11 protein-coding genes are annotated in these 16928 nt (G+C 66.7%); 1 reads left to right on the forward strand and 10 read right to left on the reverse strand.

All coding sequences use genetic code 11. The annotated features are described in order from the left end of the window. Positions 1–50: 50 nt before the first annotated feature. The 6 genes from BRADO_RS23895 to BRADO_RS23920 all read right to left on the reverse strand — a co-directional run bounded on the left by BRADO_RS23895 (position 51) and on the right by BRADO_RS23920 (position 8812). Positions 51–1016 carry a DUF1775 domain-containing protein gene (locus BRADO_RS23895; RefSeq protein WP_012028773.1) on the reverse strand — a complete coding sequence of 322 codons (966 nt, stop codon included), beginning with the start codon at positions 1014–1016 and terminating at the stop codon, positions 51–53. A gap of 59 nt (positions 1017–1075) precedes the next feature. After that, a complete protein-coding gene (locus BRADO_RS23900) occupies positions 1076–3286 on the reverse strand; it encodes a TonB-dependent receptor (protein ID WP_012028774.1) in 2211 nt (736 codons plus the stop codon). Positions 3287–3327: 41 nt separating this feature from the next. Beyond that, positions 3328–3711 carry a DUF2946 family protein gene (locus BRADO_RS23905; RefSeq protein WP_012028775.1) on the reverse strand — a complete coding sequence of 128 codons (384 nt, stop codon included), beginning with the start codon at positions 3709–3711 and terminating at the stop codon, positions 3328–3330. Positions 3712–3822: 111 nt separating this feature from the next. Continuing rightward, on the reverse strand, positions 3823–5352 hold the full coding sequence (gene murJ, locus BRADO_RS23910) for a murein biosynthesis integral membrane protein MurJ (RefSeq protein WP_012028776.1): 1530 nt from the start codon (positions 5350–5352) through the stop codon (positions 3823–3825). A 1261-nt stretch (positions 5353–6613) separates the two neighbouring features. Next, on the reverse strand, positions 6614–7762 hold the full coding sequence (locus tag BRADO_RS23915) for a DegT/DnrJ/EryC1/StrS aminotransferase family protein (RefSeq protein ID WP_012028778.1): 1149 nt from the start codon (positions 7760–7762) through the stop codon (positions 6614–6616). Between the two features lie 48 nt (positions 7763–7810). Continuing rightward, positions 7811–8812, reverse strand: coding sequence for a Gfo/Idh/MocA family protein (locus BRADO_RS23920; RefSeq protein WP_012028779.1), 1002 nt, complete (start codon positions 8810–8812; stop codon positions 7811–7813). A gap of 344 nt (positions 8813–9156) precedes the next feature. Here BRADO_RS23920 and BRADO_RS23925 point away from each other — a divergent pair, with 344 nt between their 5' ends. Beyond that, entirely contained in the window at positions 9157–9870 is a 714-nt protein-coding gene (locus BRADO_RS23925; protein WP_012028780.1) for a thioredoxin family protein, read from the forward strand. Between the two features lie 7 nt (positions 9871–9877). Here the strand turns inward: BRADO_RS23925 and BRADO_RS23930 are convergent, their stop codons facing one another. From BRADO_RS23930 to BRADO_RS23945, 4 genes are all read right to left on the reverse strand, one after another. Beyond that, positions 9878–12097 carry a tetratricopeptide repeat protein gene (locus BRADO_RS23930; RefSeq protein WP_012028781.1) on the reverse strand — a complete coding sequence of 740 codons (2220 nt, stop codon included), beginning with the start codon at positions 12095–12097 and terminating at the stop codon, positions 9878–9880. Positions 12098–12197: 100 nt separating this feature from the next. Continuing rightward, complete coding sequence (locus BRADO_RS23935; protein ID WP_012028782.1) at positions 12198–14417, reverse strand: tetratricopeptide repeat protein; 2220 nt, start codon at positions 14415–14417, stop codon at positions 12198–12200. A gap of 69 nt (positions 14418–14486) precedes the next feature. Further along, on the reverse strand, positions 14487–15899 hold the full coding sequence (locus BRADO_RS23940; RefSeq protein WP_012028783.1) for a mannose-1-phosphate guanylyltransferase/mannose-6-phosphate isomerase: 1413 nt from the start codon (positions 15897–15899) through the stop codon (positions 14487–14489). 12 nt (positions 15900–15911) lie between these two features. Then, entirely contained in the window at positions 15912–16928 is a 1017-nt protein-coding gene (locus tag BRADO_RS23945) for an NAD-dependent epimerase (RefSeq protein WP_012028784.1), read from the reverse strand.

Consider the following 16928-nt stretch of genomic DNA (forward strand, 5'->3'; position numbering starts at 1 on the left):
ATCATGCCGCTCCGGAGACGCATCGGCCCCGGAGCCACCCTTGTCCGCCATCAATGATGCGCGTGCCCCGCCTTGGCGCCGTCCGGCTGGCCATCGGGGGCCTGCGCGCCGACGCCGAGCACGTCGAGCAGCACGGCCATCTTGCCGGCGCGCTCGAATTGCAGCGTCACCGCGACCGACCTGCCCTCAACCAGCGGCGCCTTGAGGCCGGTCAGCATCAGGTGCGTGCCGCCGGAGGTCAGCGCGACCGTCTGTCCCGGTGGCAGCACAAGCCCCTGCTCGATCGGCCGCATCACCATGACGCCGTCGCGCGTCGACATCTCGTGGATCTCGACCGTATCGGCGATATCGGCGCTGGCCGCGATCAGACGGTCTGGCTCGCGGCCCGTATTGGTGAGCGTGATAAAGCCGGCGCCGACCTTGGCGCCGCCCGGCGTCGCGCGGCTCCAGCCCGAGGACACCATGATGTCGGCCTTGGCGACACCGCGTGGCGTCGGCTCTGCCGCCGTCAGCCGCAAGAGCGGCGCAGGATATTTCAGCGCATGCGGATCCTGGCCGGGCGCGGCGATCTCGACCCATTTTGCCGTGCCCTTCTCGCAATCCTGAATCGCCGGAATGGGAAGGACATCGCCGGACTTGAACGTATCTGCGACGAAGCCGGTGAAGGTGAACTCGTCGTAGAAGCCGTCCTCCAGCCGCCCGCTCCAGCTGATCTCCTTGACCCCTTCGCTGAGGTCGGCGCCATGCATGAAATGATAGGCCCGCGCATAGGCGCCCTTCTTCACCTCGATGGTCCAGCCCGGCTTCGGCATCGGCTTGATCGCAATCAGTCCCTCCGGAACCGGCACGGTCAGCCGCACCGTGGCGGATCCCTCGCAGCCATGCGGCACAGCGAGCACCGCTTTGAAGGTCTTGCCGATGCGCGCCTCGGGCTTGTCGAGAACGACATGCGCGCGCGCCGCGCCGCCGCTGAATGCGACCGACAGGGCGGCGAGAGCGAACAGGATGGATTTCACGACGGATGTCCTCTGGGTGTGGTGCAAACGAATGGTGCGACCGCGCATCATGCGCCTCCTCACAATTTGTAGCGCAGGCCGGCATAGACGCCGCGGCCGTTGCCGGGATTGAACAGGGTCGAAGTCGGCGTTGCGCGATCGATGATGCTGGTGGTCGCGATGTACGCCTTGTTGGCGAGGTTGCGGCCTTCGAGATAGGCCGAGAAGTTCTTGCCGTCGTCGTAGGTCGCCTTCATGCCCCACAGCAGGTAGGAATCCGTGCTGAGCGTATTGGCGCTGTCGACGAAATAAGCCTGCGGCACCCATTCGACGTTCGGCCCGAACGCGAAGCCGGCGGGATGCTTGTACAAAAGCTCCGCGCGCAGGAAATGCGGCGGCGCGCCCGGTAGCCGGTTGTTGCCCCAGGTCGCATCGTTGCTGTAGCGGAAGTCGCTGTAGGTGTAGGAGAGATCGAGCCAGACGCGGTCGGGCGTGTCGCTCTTGACGGCGAGCCCCTTGAGCAGGCTGAAGCCGAGGCCGGCCTCGACGCCCTGGTGCATGGTCTTGTCAGCGTTGGTGACGTTGCAATTGCCGAACGACGAGTAGAAGCACTGCAGTTCGTTGCGGATGTCGGCGTGATACAGCGCGAAGTCCCAAGTGACGTCCGGCCGCCGGCCGCGGGTGCCGATCTCCCAGGTCGTCGCCGTCTGCGCCTTGATCTTGTAGAATGGGATGGTCGGAAAGTTCGGGTTGAGAAAGGTCGGCGCCACGTTCTCGCCGAAGCTCGGCGCCTCGCCGCTGCGTGAGACGTTGGCGAACACCTGCCAGGCCGGATCGACGTCCCAGAGCACGCCGAGCTTCGGGCTGAACAGGTCGTAGGTGGCGGTCCCCGCCGCATCGCCGTTCAGCGTAAAATTGACCTGCTGGCTGCGCACCGCATGCAGGAACTGCGCGCCGGCGATCAGCGAGACGCTCCGCAGCGCATACCAGGCATTCTCGGCATACAGCGTATAGTTCTCCGGATTCTGCACCAGCGAGGACATCTGCATGCCCTTGTTGGCGCCGATATTGACGAACTGGTTGGCATCCGTCGTGCCGTTCTGGATGTTGAGCCCAACGGTGAAACGGTTGCGATGGCCGCCGATCTCGCGATCGTCGATGGCACGCACGAAGCCGCCGTAATCGTGATAGCGGTAGTCGAGCCACTGGAAGATCGGATGCATCAGATGCCGGTCGACCGCGAACACGCCGAACTCGACATCGGTGTTGTCGAGATGGAGGGTGGACTTGTTGGCGACGCGCACCGTGTCGATGTTGCGCTGCCAGTCGTTGAGCAAATTGTTGGCCGCGGCCGTCTGCGGCGAGGTCAGCGCGCTGGTCTTGCTGACCTCGCCGGGGATGCGCTGCCGCACCGAATTGGCGTTGAGATAAAAGCGGGTCTCGAAATCGGGCGAGACCTGATAGCCGACATTGGCGCTGCCGCGCTCGGACGTGCCCCAACTGTGGTCGCGATAGCCGTCGACGCGCGAGGCGGAGCCGGTCACGAAATAGTCGGCCGCGCCGGCGACGCCGCCGGACGAGGCCTGGCCGCGGAGGAAGCCGAACGCGCCGCCATCCAGCCGGCTCTCGAACGCGGAGGCGTCACGGCCGGTGGGCGTGACGAAGTTGACGGCGCCGCCGAGCGAGTTGGCACCGTAGCGCAGCGCATTGGCGCCCTTGTAGACCTCGACATAGCGATAGGCGGTCGGGTCGATCTCCTGGAAATCACCATAGCCGTCGGCGGTGTTGATCGGGATGCCGTCGAGATAGAGCTGGGTGCCGCGCAGATGGAAGTTGCGCGAAAGGCCGGAGCCGCGAATCGACAGCCGGGTGTCGTCGCCCCATTTTGGCTGCGCGAACACGCCGGGCACGTAGTCGAGCACGTCCTTGATGGTCTGCGCCGCGCCGGTCTTGAACGCGGTATCCGGCACGACGGCGACCGCGCCCGGCGTCTGCTGGATGCGCTGGGTCGCGGTTTGCGTGTTGGGGGCGGTCCGGCTCGGCGCCGGGCCAGCAGGAACGGCAGAAGCGGCGCGCGGCTCAGCCGCCGATCTGGCCGCGCGCGTCGGCGCTGCGGACTGATCATTGCCGGCGGGCCTGGCCGCGCGCGGCGCTGCGCGCTTGGCCGGGTCGACCGTCACCATCGGCAGATTGGTTAGCTCTCGGACTTGGGTGGAAGCTTGGGAGAAACAGGGAGATGACAACGTGACAAGGCACGTCGCCGCGCAAAGCGCGGTTACGGAGCGGGACATGATGAACCTCTGGACGAACGAAACCTGATGAGAAAGGTCGATCAGGCGTTCGCGGGAGGTCCTTGCGACAGGCGGGGTTCACGGAGGCGGGAATCGCGCGCGGCCCAGGCGGCGAAGCTTTCGAGCCGCAGTTCGCTGGCGCTGCGCACGAGCAGGACGACGGCCGGCGTCGGCACCGGCGCGGCATGGGCAGAGAAGGCACAGACCGCGCAGAAGTCCTTGTGCAGGACTGCCGGGTTCGGCGCGCTGGTGCCGTGGACGGTCCCATCAGCATCGGTGCAGATCACGCCGAGATCGTTTGCGGCAGCGGCCGCCATCTGCGCCGACATCGCGCCCGCGAGCACCATCTGCAACGCGATCAGATAGGCGGCCAGAATGCCGACCGCCCTCCTCGCCCAGTTTGCAGTTTGCCGCCGTCGCGTCACGAATGGTCTCCCCCCGCCGACCATATTCGCCGCGCTGCAGTGGCGCAAGGCGTAACAGGCGCGCGGACATGATCTCATCAGTTCGCGCGTCGTGCTTTGCAGCGCGCGGTCTCAGCGGCGAACGAGCGCCTTGAGCCAGCGCAGGCCGAACAGGCCGAGAATGGCGGCGGCATAGATCACGGCGCCGATCGCGATCAGCAGGACGAGCATGACCTCGTCCTGAGCACGGCCGACAGACGTCAAATGCGGCGAAACCAGGACGGCACTTAGCCACAACGCGACCGCAAGCAGCACGCCGGTCGCCGCGAACTTCAACAGTGATGATGCGAGACGGCGATCGACGACGAGATAGCGCTTATGCACGGCGAAGCCGAGCACCAGCAGCAGATTGATCCAGGCGCCCACGGCGGTCGCGAGCGCGAGGCCGACCTGCGCCAGCGAGCCCATCAGCAGCACCTTCAGCACGACGTTGACCGTCAGCCCCGTGAGCGACGCCTTCACGGGCGTTGCCGTATCCTTGCGCGCGTAGAAGGTCGAGACCGCGCTGCGGATCATCACGAACGGAATCAGGCCGACCGCATAGGCCGCGAGCGTCGCACCGGCCGCCGCCGCATCCCCCTTGGTGAACGCGCCGCGCGCGAACATCGCCCGCGTGATGACGTCGGGCACGGCGAGGAAGGCGGCGACGAACGGCACCGAGAACAACAGCGTGAACTCGAAGGCGCGGCGCTGCTGCGCCATGGCGCCGTCATGATCGCCCGCGGTCAGCCGCCGCGACATCTCCGGCAGCAGCACCGTGCCGATGGCGATGCCGATCACGCCGATCGGCAGCTGGTTGAGGCGGTCGGCATAATACAGCGCCGAGATCGCGCCGGCGGGCAGGAACGTCGCGATGATCGTGTCGGCGAACATCGCGACTTGCGTGCCCATCGAGCCGAGCGTGGCCGGCCCCAGCGCCTTGAAGAAGGCGCGGATGTCGTCGTCGAGCTTGAGCGGCGCAAACCGCGGCAGGCCGCCGTGACGCGCGAGATCGCCAGCCAAGAGGACGTATTGCAGGAAGCCGGAGATCAGCACGCCCCACGCCGCGGCATGGCCGGCATTTGGAAAGAACGCTGCGAGCGCCAGCGTCACCATCATCGCGAGATTGAGGAAGATCGACGCCGCCGCGGCGCTGGCGAAGCGCTGCATCACGTTGAGCATGCCGCCATACAGCGTCACCAAGGTGATCAGCAGCAGATATGGAAACGTGATCCGCGTCAGCGTGATCGCGAGTTCGCGCTGCGCCGGATCATCGGTGAAGCCCGGCGCCAGGATCGTCATCGCCTGCGGCATGAACACCCAGGCGAGGATCAGCAGCACGATTTGCGAGGCCAGGAGCAGCGTGAAGATCCGGTCGGCAAACAGGCTCGCCGAGGCCAGCCCCTTCTCGCCATGGACATGCGCATAGGCCGGAACAAACGCCGCGTTGAAGGCCCCCTCCGCGAAGATCGCCCGGAAATGATTCGGCAGCCTGAACGCAATGAAGAACGCGTCCGCAATCGGCCCGGCGCCGAGGATCGCCGCCAGCATGATGTCGCGGGCAAAACCGGTGAGGCGCGACAGCAGCGTATAGCCGCCAACGGTGAAGATACGTCCGAGCATGGGGGGCTTGTAGAGGATCGGGAGCGGAGTTTGAAGCGGGGAACGCGGATTTTGCCGATGCTTGCATCGCGGCGGCCACTGACAAGCGCAGCGGCAGACAATCGACATGCGCCACACATTCGCTGTCGTCCCGGACAAGCCTTCCGACGCGACGCGGCGGCGGGCGCCGATTCGGGACCCACGCCGTGCCTTCGATGAGGCGCGCGGAACGCGCCGCCTGCCTGTTACTGACATCACGCGGTATGGGTCCCGGCGTTCGCCGAGACGACACCAGTGGCGAGGTGAGAACTGCGCTCAGCCCGTGAAATTCCGATAAAAATAATATTCTTGCGTTTTTACGGAAATCATGCTTATCTCCCCGCTATCCCGCCTCATGCAGAAGGGGCGTAGCGCGCGATCGTCACGACACGCGAGGCGGGGATGCGATGGCCGTGGGAGCTCGCAGCATGTCCTTTTGGGCGTGCGGACGAACGGGCGCCTGCGGACGGTCAAGTCGCGTGGTCCTGGCCTCCCGAAGCTGAGGTCAAGTTCGCGCCGCTGCAGATGCACGGCGTGGACGACGGTGGCCAACGAGCCGGCGCACCGGGGAGATCGCGAAGCAGCCGTGAGCCCGTCGCGCAGGGAATGCCGGATGGTCGGCTGCACCTGTGGTACCTGCCGCCTGCATTTTTTTCGCAGGCGGGCCATGGGTGAGGCCTTCACCCGGCATTCCCTGCGCCCTCTGCATGTTTGCGAGGGGCGAACTGATCGCAAGCCTCGGGCATGATGTGCCGCGAGAGTGCGCCCCTGTGTCGATCGCTGTCTGAGATGTAAATCGGAATCGAGTCACGCGGCCGTAGGGTGGGCAAAGCAGCCGCCCGCAGGGCGGTCGCGTGCCCACCGCGCATCGGCATCGGTGGTGGGGAATGGTGGGCACGGCGCGCGATGGAGCTGAGCAAACAACTCACAGCTCGGCGCGCCTTTGCCCACCCTACGGATCGTGTTGTTTGTCACGTGGATCGCCCCACCCACCGCCGTCATCCCGGACAAGCCTGCCGACGCGAACCGGCGGCGGGCGCTGATCCGGGATTCATACGCCGTGGCGGACGTGGTGGGCAAAGGGCCAATGACCAGCGTGGCCCAAACTACTTCCTGGGGGTATGGGTCCCGGCGTTCGCCGGGACGACATTGGTGTGTGGGGCTCCCGGTGGGGGCAGATCAGTTCAGCACGCGCGGCTCGCCGCGACGCGGCGAGCCGAATGGCCTGACGATCCGCAGAGCCTCAGGCCAGCGCGCCGCGCACGACGTCGATGATGCGGGCCTGCGTGGCTTCGTCAAGATAAGCGTGCATCGGCAGGCTGATGACATCAGCGGAGAGTTGCTCGCTGACCGGCAGGCCGCCGTCGGCGCTCGGGAAGATGCGATACGCGGTCTGCTGGTGCATCGACTTCGGGTAATACACCATGGTCGGGATGCCCTGCGCCTTCAGCGCGGCAGCAAACGTGTCGCGGTCGACGCCCTTGGGCAGCCGGATGGTGTATTGCGCCCACACCGAGGTGCAGCCCTCGACCAGGCGCGGCACCTTCACGACGTCGGCCAGCGCCGCGGTGTAGCGCGCGGCGACCGCATTGCGCGCTGTGATCTCGTCCTCGAAGATCCGGAGCTTCTCGATCAGCACCGCCGCCTGGATGGTGTCGAGACGCGCGGTGAGGCCGAGGCGGACGTTGTCGTATTTGTCGCTGCCGCCGCCATGGGCGCGCACGCTGCGCAGGCGCTCCAGCAGGCCGGCATCGTCGGTGAGGATGGCGCCGCCGTCGCCGAAGCAGCCGAGCGGCTTGGCCGGATAGAAGCTGGTCGCGGTGGCGAGCCCGAAGGTGCCGATGCGGCGGCCCTTGTAGCTGGCGCCGAAACCTTGGGCTGCGTCGTCGAGCACGAACAGGCCCTCGTCCGCGGCGATCGCGGCGACCGCATCGTGGTCGGCAGCCTGGCCGAACAGATCGACGGGGATCACCGCCTTCGGCTTCAGGCCGAGCCGCTTCGCGGTGGCGATGCCGCGGCGGAGCGAGGCCGGGTCGATGTTGAAGGTGTCCTCCAGCACGTCGACGAAAACAGGCGTGGCGCCGGTCAGCGCGACGGACTCGCCGGTTGCGCAGAAGGTGAAGGACGGACACAGCACCGCGTCGCCCGGGCCGATGCCCTGGGCCATCAGCACCATCAGCAGCGCGTCGGTGCCGCTGGAGCAGCTCACGGCGTATTTGGCACCGCAGAACTCGGCCAGCTCCTTCTCGAGCTGGATCACCTCGGGGCCGCCGAGAAATTGGCAATGCGCGAGCACGCGGGCCACGGCGTCATCGAGCGACTTGCCGAGCCGCTGGCGCTGCGCGGCGGTGTCGATGAACGGAATGGGCTGATGACGCAAATGCTGGTTCATGAGCTCTACAACGTTTCGAGATTGGAAATGGGTGGCGCGGATTCGCGGCTAGCCCGCCGCGCGAAGCTTGGCGGTCTCGGCCGGACGATGGCTCGAGGTCTCCAGGCACTGCGTGGCGATGGCCAGACTTGCGACGCCCTCGTCGCCGGTCACGGCCGGCGAGGTGCCGGAGCGCACCGCATGCAGGAACGCGATCAGCTCGGCGCGCAGCGGCTCGTCATGGCCGACCGGCAGATGCCGCATCGAGTAGCTGCCATCCGGCTTGAAGCCGAAGCACTCGGTGACCTGGCGGGTGAGCAGATCGCCCATGATGTACTTGCCCCGCGTCGCCACGGTGACATTGCGCGCCTTGAACGGCGTCAGCCAGTTGGTGTTGATGTGCGCGAGCACGCCGGAGGCGGTGCGGAATTGCAAGAGGGCGATGTCCTCGCGCTCGGCCACCGCGCTCGACAGCTGCGGCTGCACCTCGACGATGTCGGATTCGGTGAACCAGCGGATCAGGTCGATGTCGTGCACGGCGAGGTCGATGACGACGCCGACATTCGACATGCGCGGCGGGAACGGGCCGACGCGGGTGATCGCGATCGAGAGGATGTCCTCGCCCGCGATCGCCTTCTTGATCGCGGCGACCGCCGGGTTGAAGCGCTCGACATGTCCGATCATCAGGGTGACGCCGGCGCGATGCGCGGCCGACACGATCTCCCTGCCCTCCTCCACCGTGGAGGCGATCGGCTTCTCGACGAGGAGATGCACCTTGCGGGCGATGCAGGCGAGCGCGAGCTCATGATGCAGATGGGTCGGCGCCGCGATCGTGACGGCGTCGACGCCCTCGGCGGCGAGCTGATCGAGGCTTTCGAAGGTCTGGCAATTGGCGAGCTGGGTGACGCGATCGCGATGCGCGGGCAAGGGATCGACGACGCCGACGAGGTGGACATCGGGAAGGCCAGCCAGCACGCGGGCATGGTTGCTGCCCATCACGCCGGCTCCGATCACGCCGACCCGCAGCGCCTGCCTCAGCTCGGCCTTGTGGCCCGCCCCCTTGGAACTCATGTCGCTCGACCCCATCGATTTCACGGTTTGGCCATGACAGTTAACGAACTGCAAATCAGCCGGTCGACGCTCTCCTAGCATGTCACTTGAACCGAGGCGAACGCCGAAACCTTTTTCAGGACACGATTTGATTCAGAAAGTTACATCGGAGCAGCACGAAAACAGGAGTGTTTTGAAGGGCCTGCCCCACTGTCCTCGCGTGTGCCGCATGCCTTGTTCACGCGTTGCGACAGGCGGTGGACAGAATGCTTGACCGGCATCACGCCTGCGTGTGGGGGGGCGGCGGAGGTAACGCGAGGGATCGGCTTGCGAAGGAGGTCGTGTCACATCGCGGGAGAACGTCCATGGTCCTACGCCTCGCCTCGCTTCGCTACGCGTCTCACCTCGCCATCCTGTTCGCGTCGTTCGCGCCATGGTCGCCCTCGGCGGCCGCCGCAGCTGAGCGGCCGGTGGTGATCGAGCTGTTCACCTCGCAGGGCTGCTCGTCCTGCCCGCCGGCCAATGCCTATCTCAACGAGATGGTGCGCCAGCGCCGCGACGTGCTGCCGCTCGCCTTTCATGTCACCTATTGGGACCGGCTCGGCTGGAAGGACCCGTTCTCGCTGCCGGCAGCGACCGATCGCCAGGCGCGCTATGGCAGCCGCTTCGGCGACGGCTCCTACACACCCGAGATCGTGGTGGACGGCCTCACCAGCCATGTCGGCTCGAACCGGACCGAGATCGGACCCGCGATCGATCGCGCCAGGGGTCGGAGCGTGACGGCAGCCGCCATCAGGCTCGCGCGCAATGGCGACAAGCTGACGGTCGATATCGGCGGGGGCGAGGGCCGCGGGCGTGTCCTGCTCGTCGGGTTCGATCACCAGCATGAGACCGCGATCCGCCGCGGCGAGAATGGCGGCCGCACGCTCGAGGAGCTCAACGTGGTCCGCTCGGTGCGCGCGCTCGGCGACTGGAGCGGCGCCGCGCTGCGGCTGAGCGAGCCGATGCCCGAGGGCGAGGATGTCGCGGTGCTGCTCGAGGCGCCGGATGGCCGCATCGTCGGCGCCGCGCGCCTGTAGTCGGAGGTCAGGAGGAGGTGCAGTAACGACACCAGAACCGACGATAGCCCTCCTCGACCTTGCGTGTGTAGGTCTCGACGTTGCCGGCCTCGGAAGTGGCGGCCATGGCCGGCAGCGCCGCGCGCAGCTTCGCCAACTCCTCCGGCTGCGTGGCATGCTTCAACGCCATCGCGACATAGTCTTCGTCGTCCGCGGCCACCCAGCCGGGCAGCCCCACCGCGGTGTTGATGGCCGCGGCGGCGCGGCCCGCGGCGCTCCGCCCCAATTTGCAGATCACGGGCACGCCGGCCTGCAGCGACTCCCAGGTGCTGACCCCGCCATTCTGCGGGAACGGATCGAGCGACATGTCGATGGCTGCGAACTGCGCGATGTGCTGCTCCCGCGACGACAGGCCGAGGCAGGTGATGCGCCCCTCGGCAATCCCATGCGCGACGAAGCGCGCCACGAGTGCGTTGCGCACCAAGGAATCGTCGAGCGCGCCGTTCTTGATGACGATGCGCGAGTTCGGCAGCGCCGCCATCAGCCGCGCCCACAGCGCGAGCGCGGGATCGGAGATCTTGTCGATGCGGTTGAACACGCCGAACGTCACATGGCCGTTGCGCAGCATCGGCAGCGGCGTCGGCTGCCAGCCCTGCAGCGGGTCGGTGGTGATGACCGCGGGCAGGTCGTAGACCTGCTCGGCAAAGAGGTGACGGACATCTTCCGGCACGGTGACCGGATCGGCGAAGAAGTAGTCCATCGTCGGCAATCCCGTGCCGGTGCCGCTGCCCCAGGCCGTGACCTGGATGGGCGCCGGCTTGCGCGCGAACACCGGCAGGCGGTTGCCCGCAGAATGGCCGGACAGATCGACCAGGATGTCGACGGCGTCGGCCTCGATGCGCTCCGTCAGTTCGTCGTCGGACATCTGCCAGGCATCGACCCAGACGTCGGCGACGGCGCGGCACTGCGCCGTCATCGTGTCCTGCAGCGGCGAGCAGGAATAGCAGACGACCTTGAACGAATGGTGGTCGTGATGGCGCAGCACCGGCAGGAACACCAGCGCGGCCGAATGCGTCCGGAAGTCGGACGAGACATAGCCGATGGTGAGCCGCCGCTCCGGATCGCGCGCGCGCACCGGCGTCGGCCGCCGCGCGATCTCTGCGCCGATCCGTGTCCACCATTCGCGCCTGACCGCCTGATGCTGGGCGAAATCGGTGTCTGGCATGAAGTCGAGCAGGAAGATCTTGGCGGTGATCGCGTCCCCGAAATCAGGCTTGATCTCGAGCGCCCGCTCGAAATGCGCGAGACCCGCGGCGAGATCGCCCTGCTTGCAGAAGCATTCGCCGAGCCAGGTCCAGGCGACCTCCGACTGCGGATTTTGCTCGAGCACCTTGCGGCAGGCCTCCATCGCCGGCGCGATGTTGTCCCTGATGACGCTGAGCTGGGCAAAGCCCATCAGCGCCACGTCCTGCCGCGGATCGATCGCAAGCGCCGCCTGGAAATCGGCCATCGCGGGATCGAACCGGCCGGCCTGCTGATGCAGCCGGCCGCGCTGCGCCAGCACCTGCGCGGCGCGCGGCCGGATCGCGAGCGCGGCATCGAACGCGGCGAGCGCCGCGTTGGAATGGCGCAGAGCGATGCTGGCGAGGCCCTTGCCGAACATCGCCTCCATGTGGCGCGGGTTGAGCGACAGCGCCCGGTCGAAGCTCTGGTCGGCCTCGACGTTGCGGCCGAGCGGCAGCAGCGCCATGCCGCGATTGCAATAGGCGTCCGCGAAGTCGGGCTTGAGCGCGATCGCGCGGTCGTGCGCCGCGATCGCCTCCTCGGGCAGACCCAGCCGCATCAGCGTATTGCCGAGCCCCGTCAGCGCGACCAACAGATTGGGCTTCAGCGCGACCGCCCGCTCCTGGCACTTGCGTGCCTCCTCGTAGCGCTTGCGGTTGAACAGCGCGAGACCGAGATTGGAGAGCGCCTCGGCATGGCGCGGCTCGATCTCGACCGCCCTGGTCAGCGCCTGCTCGGCGAGATCGAGCTGGCCGCCATCGAGCGCCACCACGCCGAGCAGATGCAGCGTGTCGAAATGGTGAGGGAGCAGCGCCAGGATCCGGCTGCAGATCGCCTGCGCCTCGGCCAGCGTGCCGGCACGATAGGCCGCGACCGCGCGCGGCAAGAGATCATCGACCTGCTTGCGGTGCTGCTTCAGGAGCCTCGCATTCTGAAATGCGCGCGAACCGACATTGCCTGCCAAGAGGGGTCTCCACGGGCTGACGCAAAGCACTCACCTCAACGCAACTCGTAGCACCGGAACAGGACTTGGACTTGACCTGCGCAATCCGCGCAACAGCACGTCAGACGGCCCCGCAGTAGTCGCGCCAGAACTTGCGATAGCCCTCTTCGACCTTGCGCGTGTAGGTCTGGACATTGCCGGCGGCGGAATTCGCCACCTGGTCCGGCAGCTCGGCCCTGATGCGCGCCAGTGTGACGGGATCAGCCGCATGCTTCAGCGCGATGGCGATGTAGCCGTCGTCGTCCTCGGCCACCCAATCGTCGAGACCGATCGCCTTGACGATCGCGCCGCCGGCGCGCGACGCCGCGCTGCTGCCCAGCTTGGCCACGACCGGCACGCCGGCCTGCAGCGATTCCCACGTGCTGACGCCGCCATTCTGCGGGAACGGATCGAGCGAGATGTCGATCCCGGCAAAGGCTGCGATGTGCTCATGCCGCATCGACGAGCCGAGACATGTCAGCCGGCTCTCTTCGATGCCTTGCGCCGTGAACCGCGCGATCAGTCCATCGCGCAGGAATGCATCGTCGAGCGCGCCGTTCTTGACCACGATCCGCGCGGACGGAAGCGCACGCAGCAGCGCCGCCCAGACGTTGAGAACCTGGTCGGAGATCTTGTCGACTCGGTTGAAGACGCCGAAGGTGACGTGGCCGTTTCGCAGCATCGGAAGCGGCGTTGGCTTCGCGTCCGGCAGGGGATCGGTGGTGATCAGCGCCGGCAGGTCGTAGACCCGTTCGGCAAACAACGGCCGGACAGCCTGAGGCACCGTGACCGGATCGGCGAAGAAATAGTCCATCGTCGGCAGACCGGTGCCGGTGGCATTGCCCCAGGCCGTGACCTGGATTGGCGCGGGCTTTCGCGCGAAGACGGTCAAGCGATTGCCGGCCGAGTGGCCGGACAGGTCGACGAGAATATCGACCTGATCGGCCTGGATGCGATCGGACAGCTCATCGTCGGACATTTGCACGGCGTCCACCCAGACGTCGGCCGCGGCCTTGCAGTGCTCGGTGACGGAATCGACCTGCGGCGAGCACGAGTAGCAGACAACCTTGAACGCGCCGTGGTCGTGATGGCGCAGCACCGGCAGGAAGGTCAGCGCGGCGGAGTGGCTGCGGAAGTCGGACGACACGTAGCCGATCGTGATGCGGCGCTCCGGATCGCGGTCGATCGCACCCAGCTGGCGCTGCGGAATGCGGGCGCCGATCCGCTCCCACCATTCGCGCCGGACGGCCTGATGCACGGCGACGTCGGCGCCGGGATAGAAATCAAGCGCGAAGATCTTCTTCAAGATCGCGTCCTCGAAATCCGGCTTGATCTCGAGCGCGCGGTCGAAATGCTGGATGGCGCCAGCCGTATCGCCCTGCTTCGCGAAGCAGGCTCCGAGCCAGACCAGGGCCACTTCCGATGCCGGGTTCTGCTCGAGCACTCGCTTGCAGGCGAGCATCGCCGGGGCGATCCGCTCGGTGAGCACGCAGACATGCGCCTTGCCGAGCAAGGCGGTCTCCAGGCCGGGATCGATGGCCAGAGCCGCATCGAAATCGGCCTCGGCCGGCTCGAACCGTCCCATCTGCACGTAGAGCCGCCCCCGTTGTGCGATGACGGCCGGCATGCCCGGCTTCATGGCAAGTGCGGCATTGAAGGCTGCGAGCGCCTGCTCGAGATGGCGCAGATTGACGCTGACGAGCCCCTTGCCGAAGGCGGCCTGAAAGTGGCGCGGCGCCAGCGTCAGGGCGCGATCGAAACTCTGGCGGGCCTCGTCGTTGCGCTGAAGCAGCAGCTGCGCCATGCCCCGGTTGCAATAGGCATCGGCAAAGTCCGGCTTCAGCGCGATGGCGCGGTCATGCATCTCGATCGCCGGCGCGAACAGCTGCATGTTCATCAGCGTGTTGCCGAGGCTGGTCAGCGCCATGACGAAATTGGGCTTCAGCGCGATGGCGCGCTCCTGCGCGGCGCGGGCCTCCGCGTAGCGCTTCATGCTGAACAGGACGAGGCCGAGATTGGCCTGGGCTTCGGCATGGCGCGGCTCGAGCGCGACGGCGCGGGTCAGCGCCTGCTCGGCGAGATCCAGCCGGCCACTATCCAGCGCGGACGCGCCGAGCAGATGCAGCGCATCGAAATGGTCCGGCACCAGCGCCAGGATCTGGCCGCACACGGCCTGCGCATCCGCATGCCGGCCGGCCCGATAGGCCTCGACAGCCTTCGGCAGCAGGCCATCGGCCTGCTTTCGGTTCTTCTTCTGCAGGCGCGCGTTCTGGAACGCGCGCGATCCGATCGTGCTTTGCAAGGATGCGCTCCGGCGGAGGACTCCGGCGCTATCTAGCACGGCTCGCGTGATTCGCGGGGAGAGCCCGCCCTACTCGCGGCGGTAATCGTCCTCGATGCGGATGATGTCGTCCTCGCCGAGATAGGATCCGGTCTGGACCTCGATCAGTTCCAGCAGGATCTTGCCGGGGTTTTCCAGCCGGTGCACCGCGCCCATCGGGATGTAGATCGATTCGTTCTCGTGGACGGTCTTGACGGTCTCGTTGACGGTGACCCGCGCCGCGCCGCGCACCACGATCCAATGCTCCGAGCGGTGATAGTGCTTCTGCAGCGACAGCCGCTGGCCGGGCTTGACGACGATGCGCTTGACCTGGTGGCGCTCGCCATTGTCGACCGACTGATAGCTGCCCCAGGGGCGGTGCACCTTGATGTGAGCCTCGGTCACCTCCGGCGCGACCGTCTTCAGCTTGGCCACGAGCCGCTTCAGCCCGTTGGCGTCGCGCTGGCGCGACACCAGCACGGCGTCCTGCGCGGCCACCACGACGAGATCGTCGACGCCTTCGAGTGCGACCAGCGCCTTGTCGGTGACGACGTTGCAATTGCGGGAATCTTCGAAGACGGCGGTGCCGCGGGCGGCATTGCCCTGCCCGTCCTTGTCCGACAATTCCCAGACCGCATGCCAGGAGCCGACATCGGACCAGCCGCAGGACACCGGGGCCACGGCGGCCCGCTCGGTCTTCTCCATGACGGCATAGTCGATCGAGATCGGCTTGGCTGCCGCGAAGGCGTCGGAGTCCAGGATGATGAAGCTGAGGTCGCGTCCGGCCTTGGCCACGGCGTCGCTCACCGTCTGCACGCTCGGGGTATCGTACTTGCGGTATTCGTCGAGCAGGACAGAGGCGCGAAACATGAAGTTGCCGCTGTTCCAGAGATAGCCCTCGCGGATGTAGCTCTCGGCGGTCGGCCGGTCCGGCTTCTCGACGAATCTGGCGACCGCCCGTACCTCTCCGGAGACCGGCGCGCCGGGGCTGATATAGCCGTATTCGGTGGCCGCGCGCTCCGGATTGACACCGAAGGTGACGATGCGGCCGGCCTCGGCCGCGGCGAGCCCGGCGCGGCACGCGGCGAGGAACGCTGCGGTATCCCGCACCACGTGGTCGGCGGCGAGCGCCAGCACCACGGCCTCGGAATCGCGCGACTGCGCAAACGCTGCGCCCGCGGCGATCGCGGGCCCGGAATCGCGCCGCATCGGCTCCAGCAGCACGTCAGCCTCGATCCCGATCTCCGCGAGTTGCTCCAGCACCATGAAACGATAGGCGGCGTTGGTGATGATGATGGGACGCGCAAACAGATCGGCGTCGGAGACGCGCAGCAGCGTGTCCTGGAAGGTCGAGCGGGCGCCGAACAGCGGCAGGAACTGTTTCGGCCTGACCTCGCGCGAGGCCGGCCACAGCCGGGTTCCAGCGCCGCCGCACATGATGAGGGGAATGATCCGTCCGGTCATGAAATGAGATCCTCAAATCCGATGATAGTCGCGATACCACCTTGCGAACCGCGCGATGCCGTCGACGATCGAGGTCGCTGGCCGGAAGCCGATATCGCGCTCGAGATCGCTGACATCGGCGTAGGTCGCCTCGACGTCTCCGGGCTGCATCGGCAGCATCTCCTTGATCGCCGGCCGCCCGAACTCCTTCTCCAGGAGGGTTATCACGTCGGTCAGCTGCTCGGGATGATTGTTGCCGATATTGTAAATCCGCCATGGTGCCCGGCTGCTCGACGGATCCGGCGTGTTTCCGTTCCAATCCGGGTTTCCCTGCGGCGGACGGCCGATCAATCGCACGATGGCCTGCACGATGTCGTCCACATAGGTAAAATCGCGCCGCATCTGGCCGTGATTGAACAGCCTGACCGGCTGTCCGGCGAGGATGGCCTTGGCAAAGATGAACATCGCCATGTCGGGCCGGCCCCATGGACCATAGACGGTAAAGAAGCGCAGGCCGGTGGCCGGCAACCGGTACAGATGGCTGTAGGAGTGGGCCATCAGCTCGTTCGCCTTCTTGCTCGCCGCATAGAGGCTGATCGGATGGTCGACATTGTCCTTGACCGAGAACGGCAGCTTGGTGTTGGCGCCATAGACAGACGACGAGGAGGCGAACAGCAGATGCCCGCAGCCGTGGTGCCGGCAGCCCTCGAGCACGTTGATGAAGCCCTCGAGGTTGGCATCGACATAGGCGTGCGGATTTTCCAGCGAGTAGCGCACCCCGGCCTGCGCGGCGAGATGCACCACGGCGGGAAAGCGGTGCGCGGCGAACAGCGCCTTGATGGCGGCGCGGTCGACGAGATCGAGCTTGTGGAAGCTGAAGCCGGGCTGCGCCTGCAGGAGGGCAAGTCGCGCCTCCTTGAGCGTCGGATCGTAGTAGGAATTGATGTTGTCGAGGCCGACGACCTGCCGCCCCTCAGCGAGCAGTTGCTGGGTCAGATGAAACCCGATGAAGCCGGCGGCGCCGGTGACGAGGATGGGTTCGTTTGCCAT

The sequence above is a fragment of the Bradyrhizobium sp. ORS 278 genome (assembly GCF_000026145.1).
Lineage (GTDB): Bacteria > Pseudomonadota > Alphaproteobacteria > Rhizobiales > Xanthobacteraceae > Bradyrhizobium.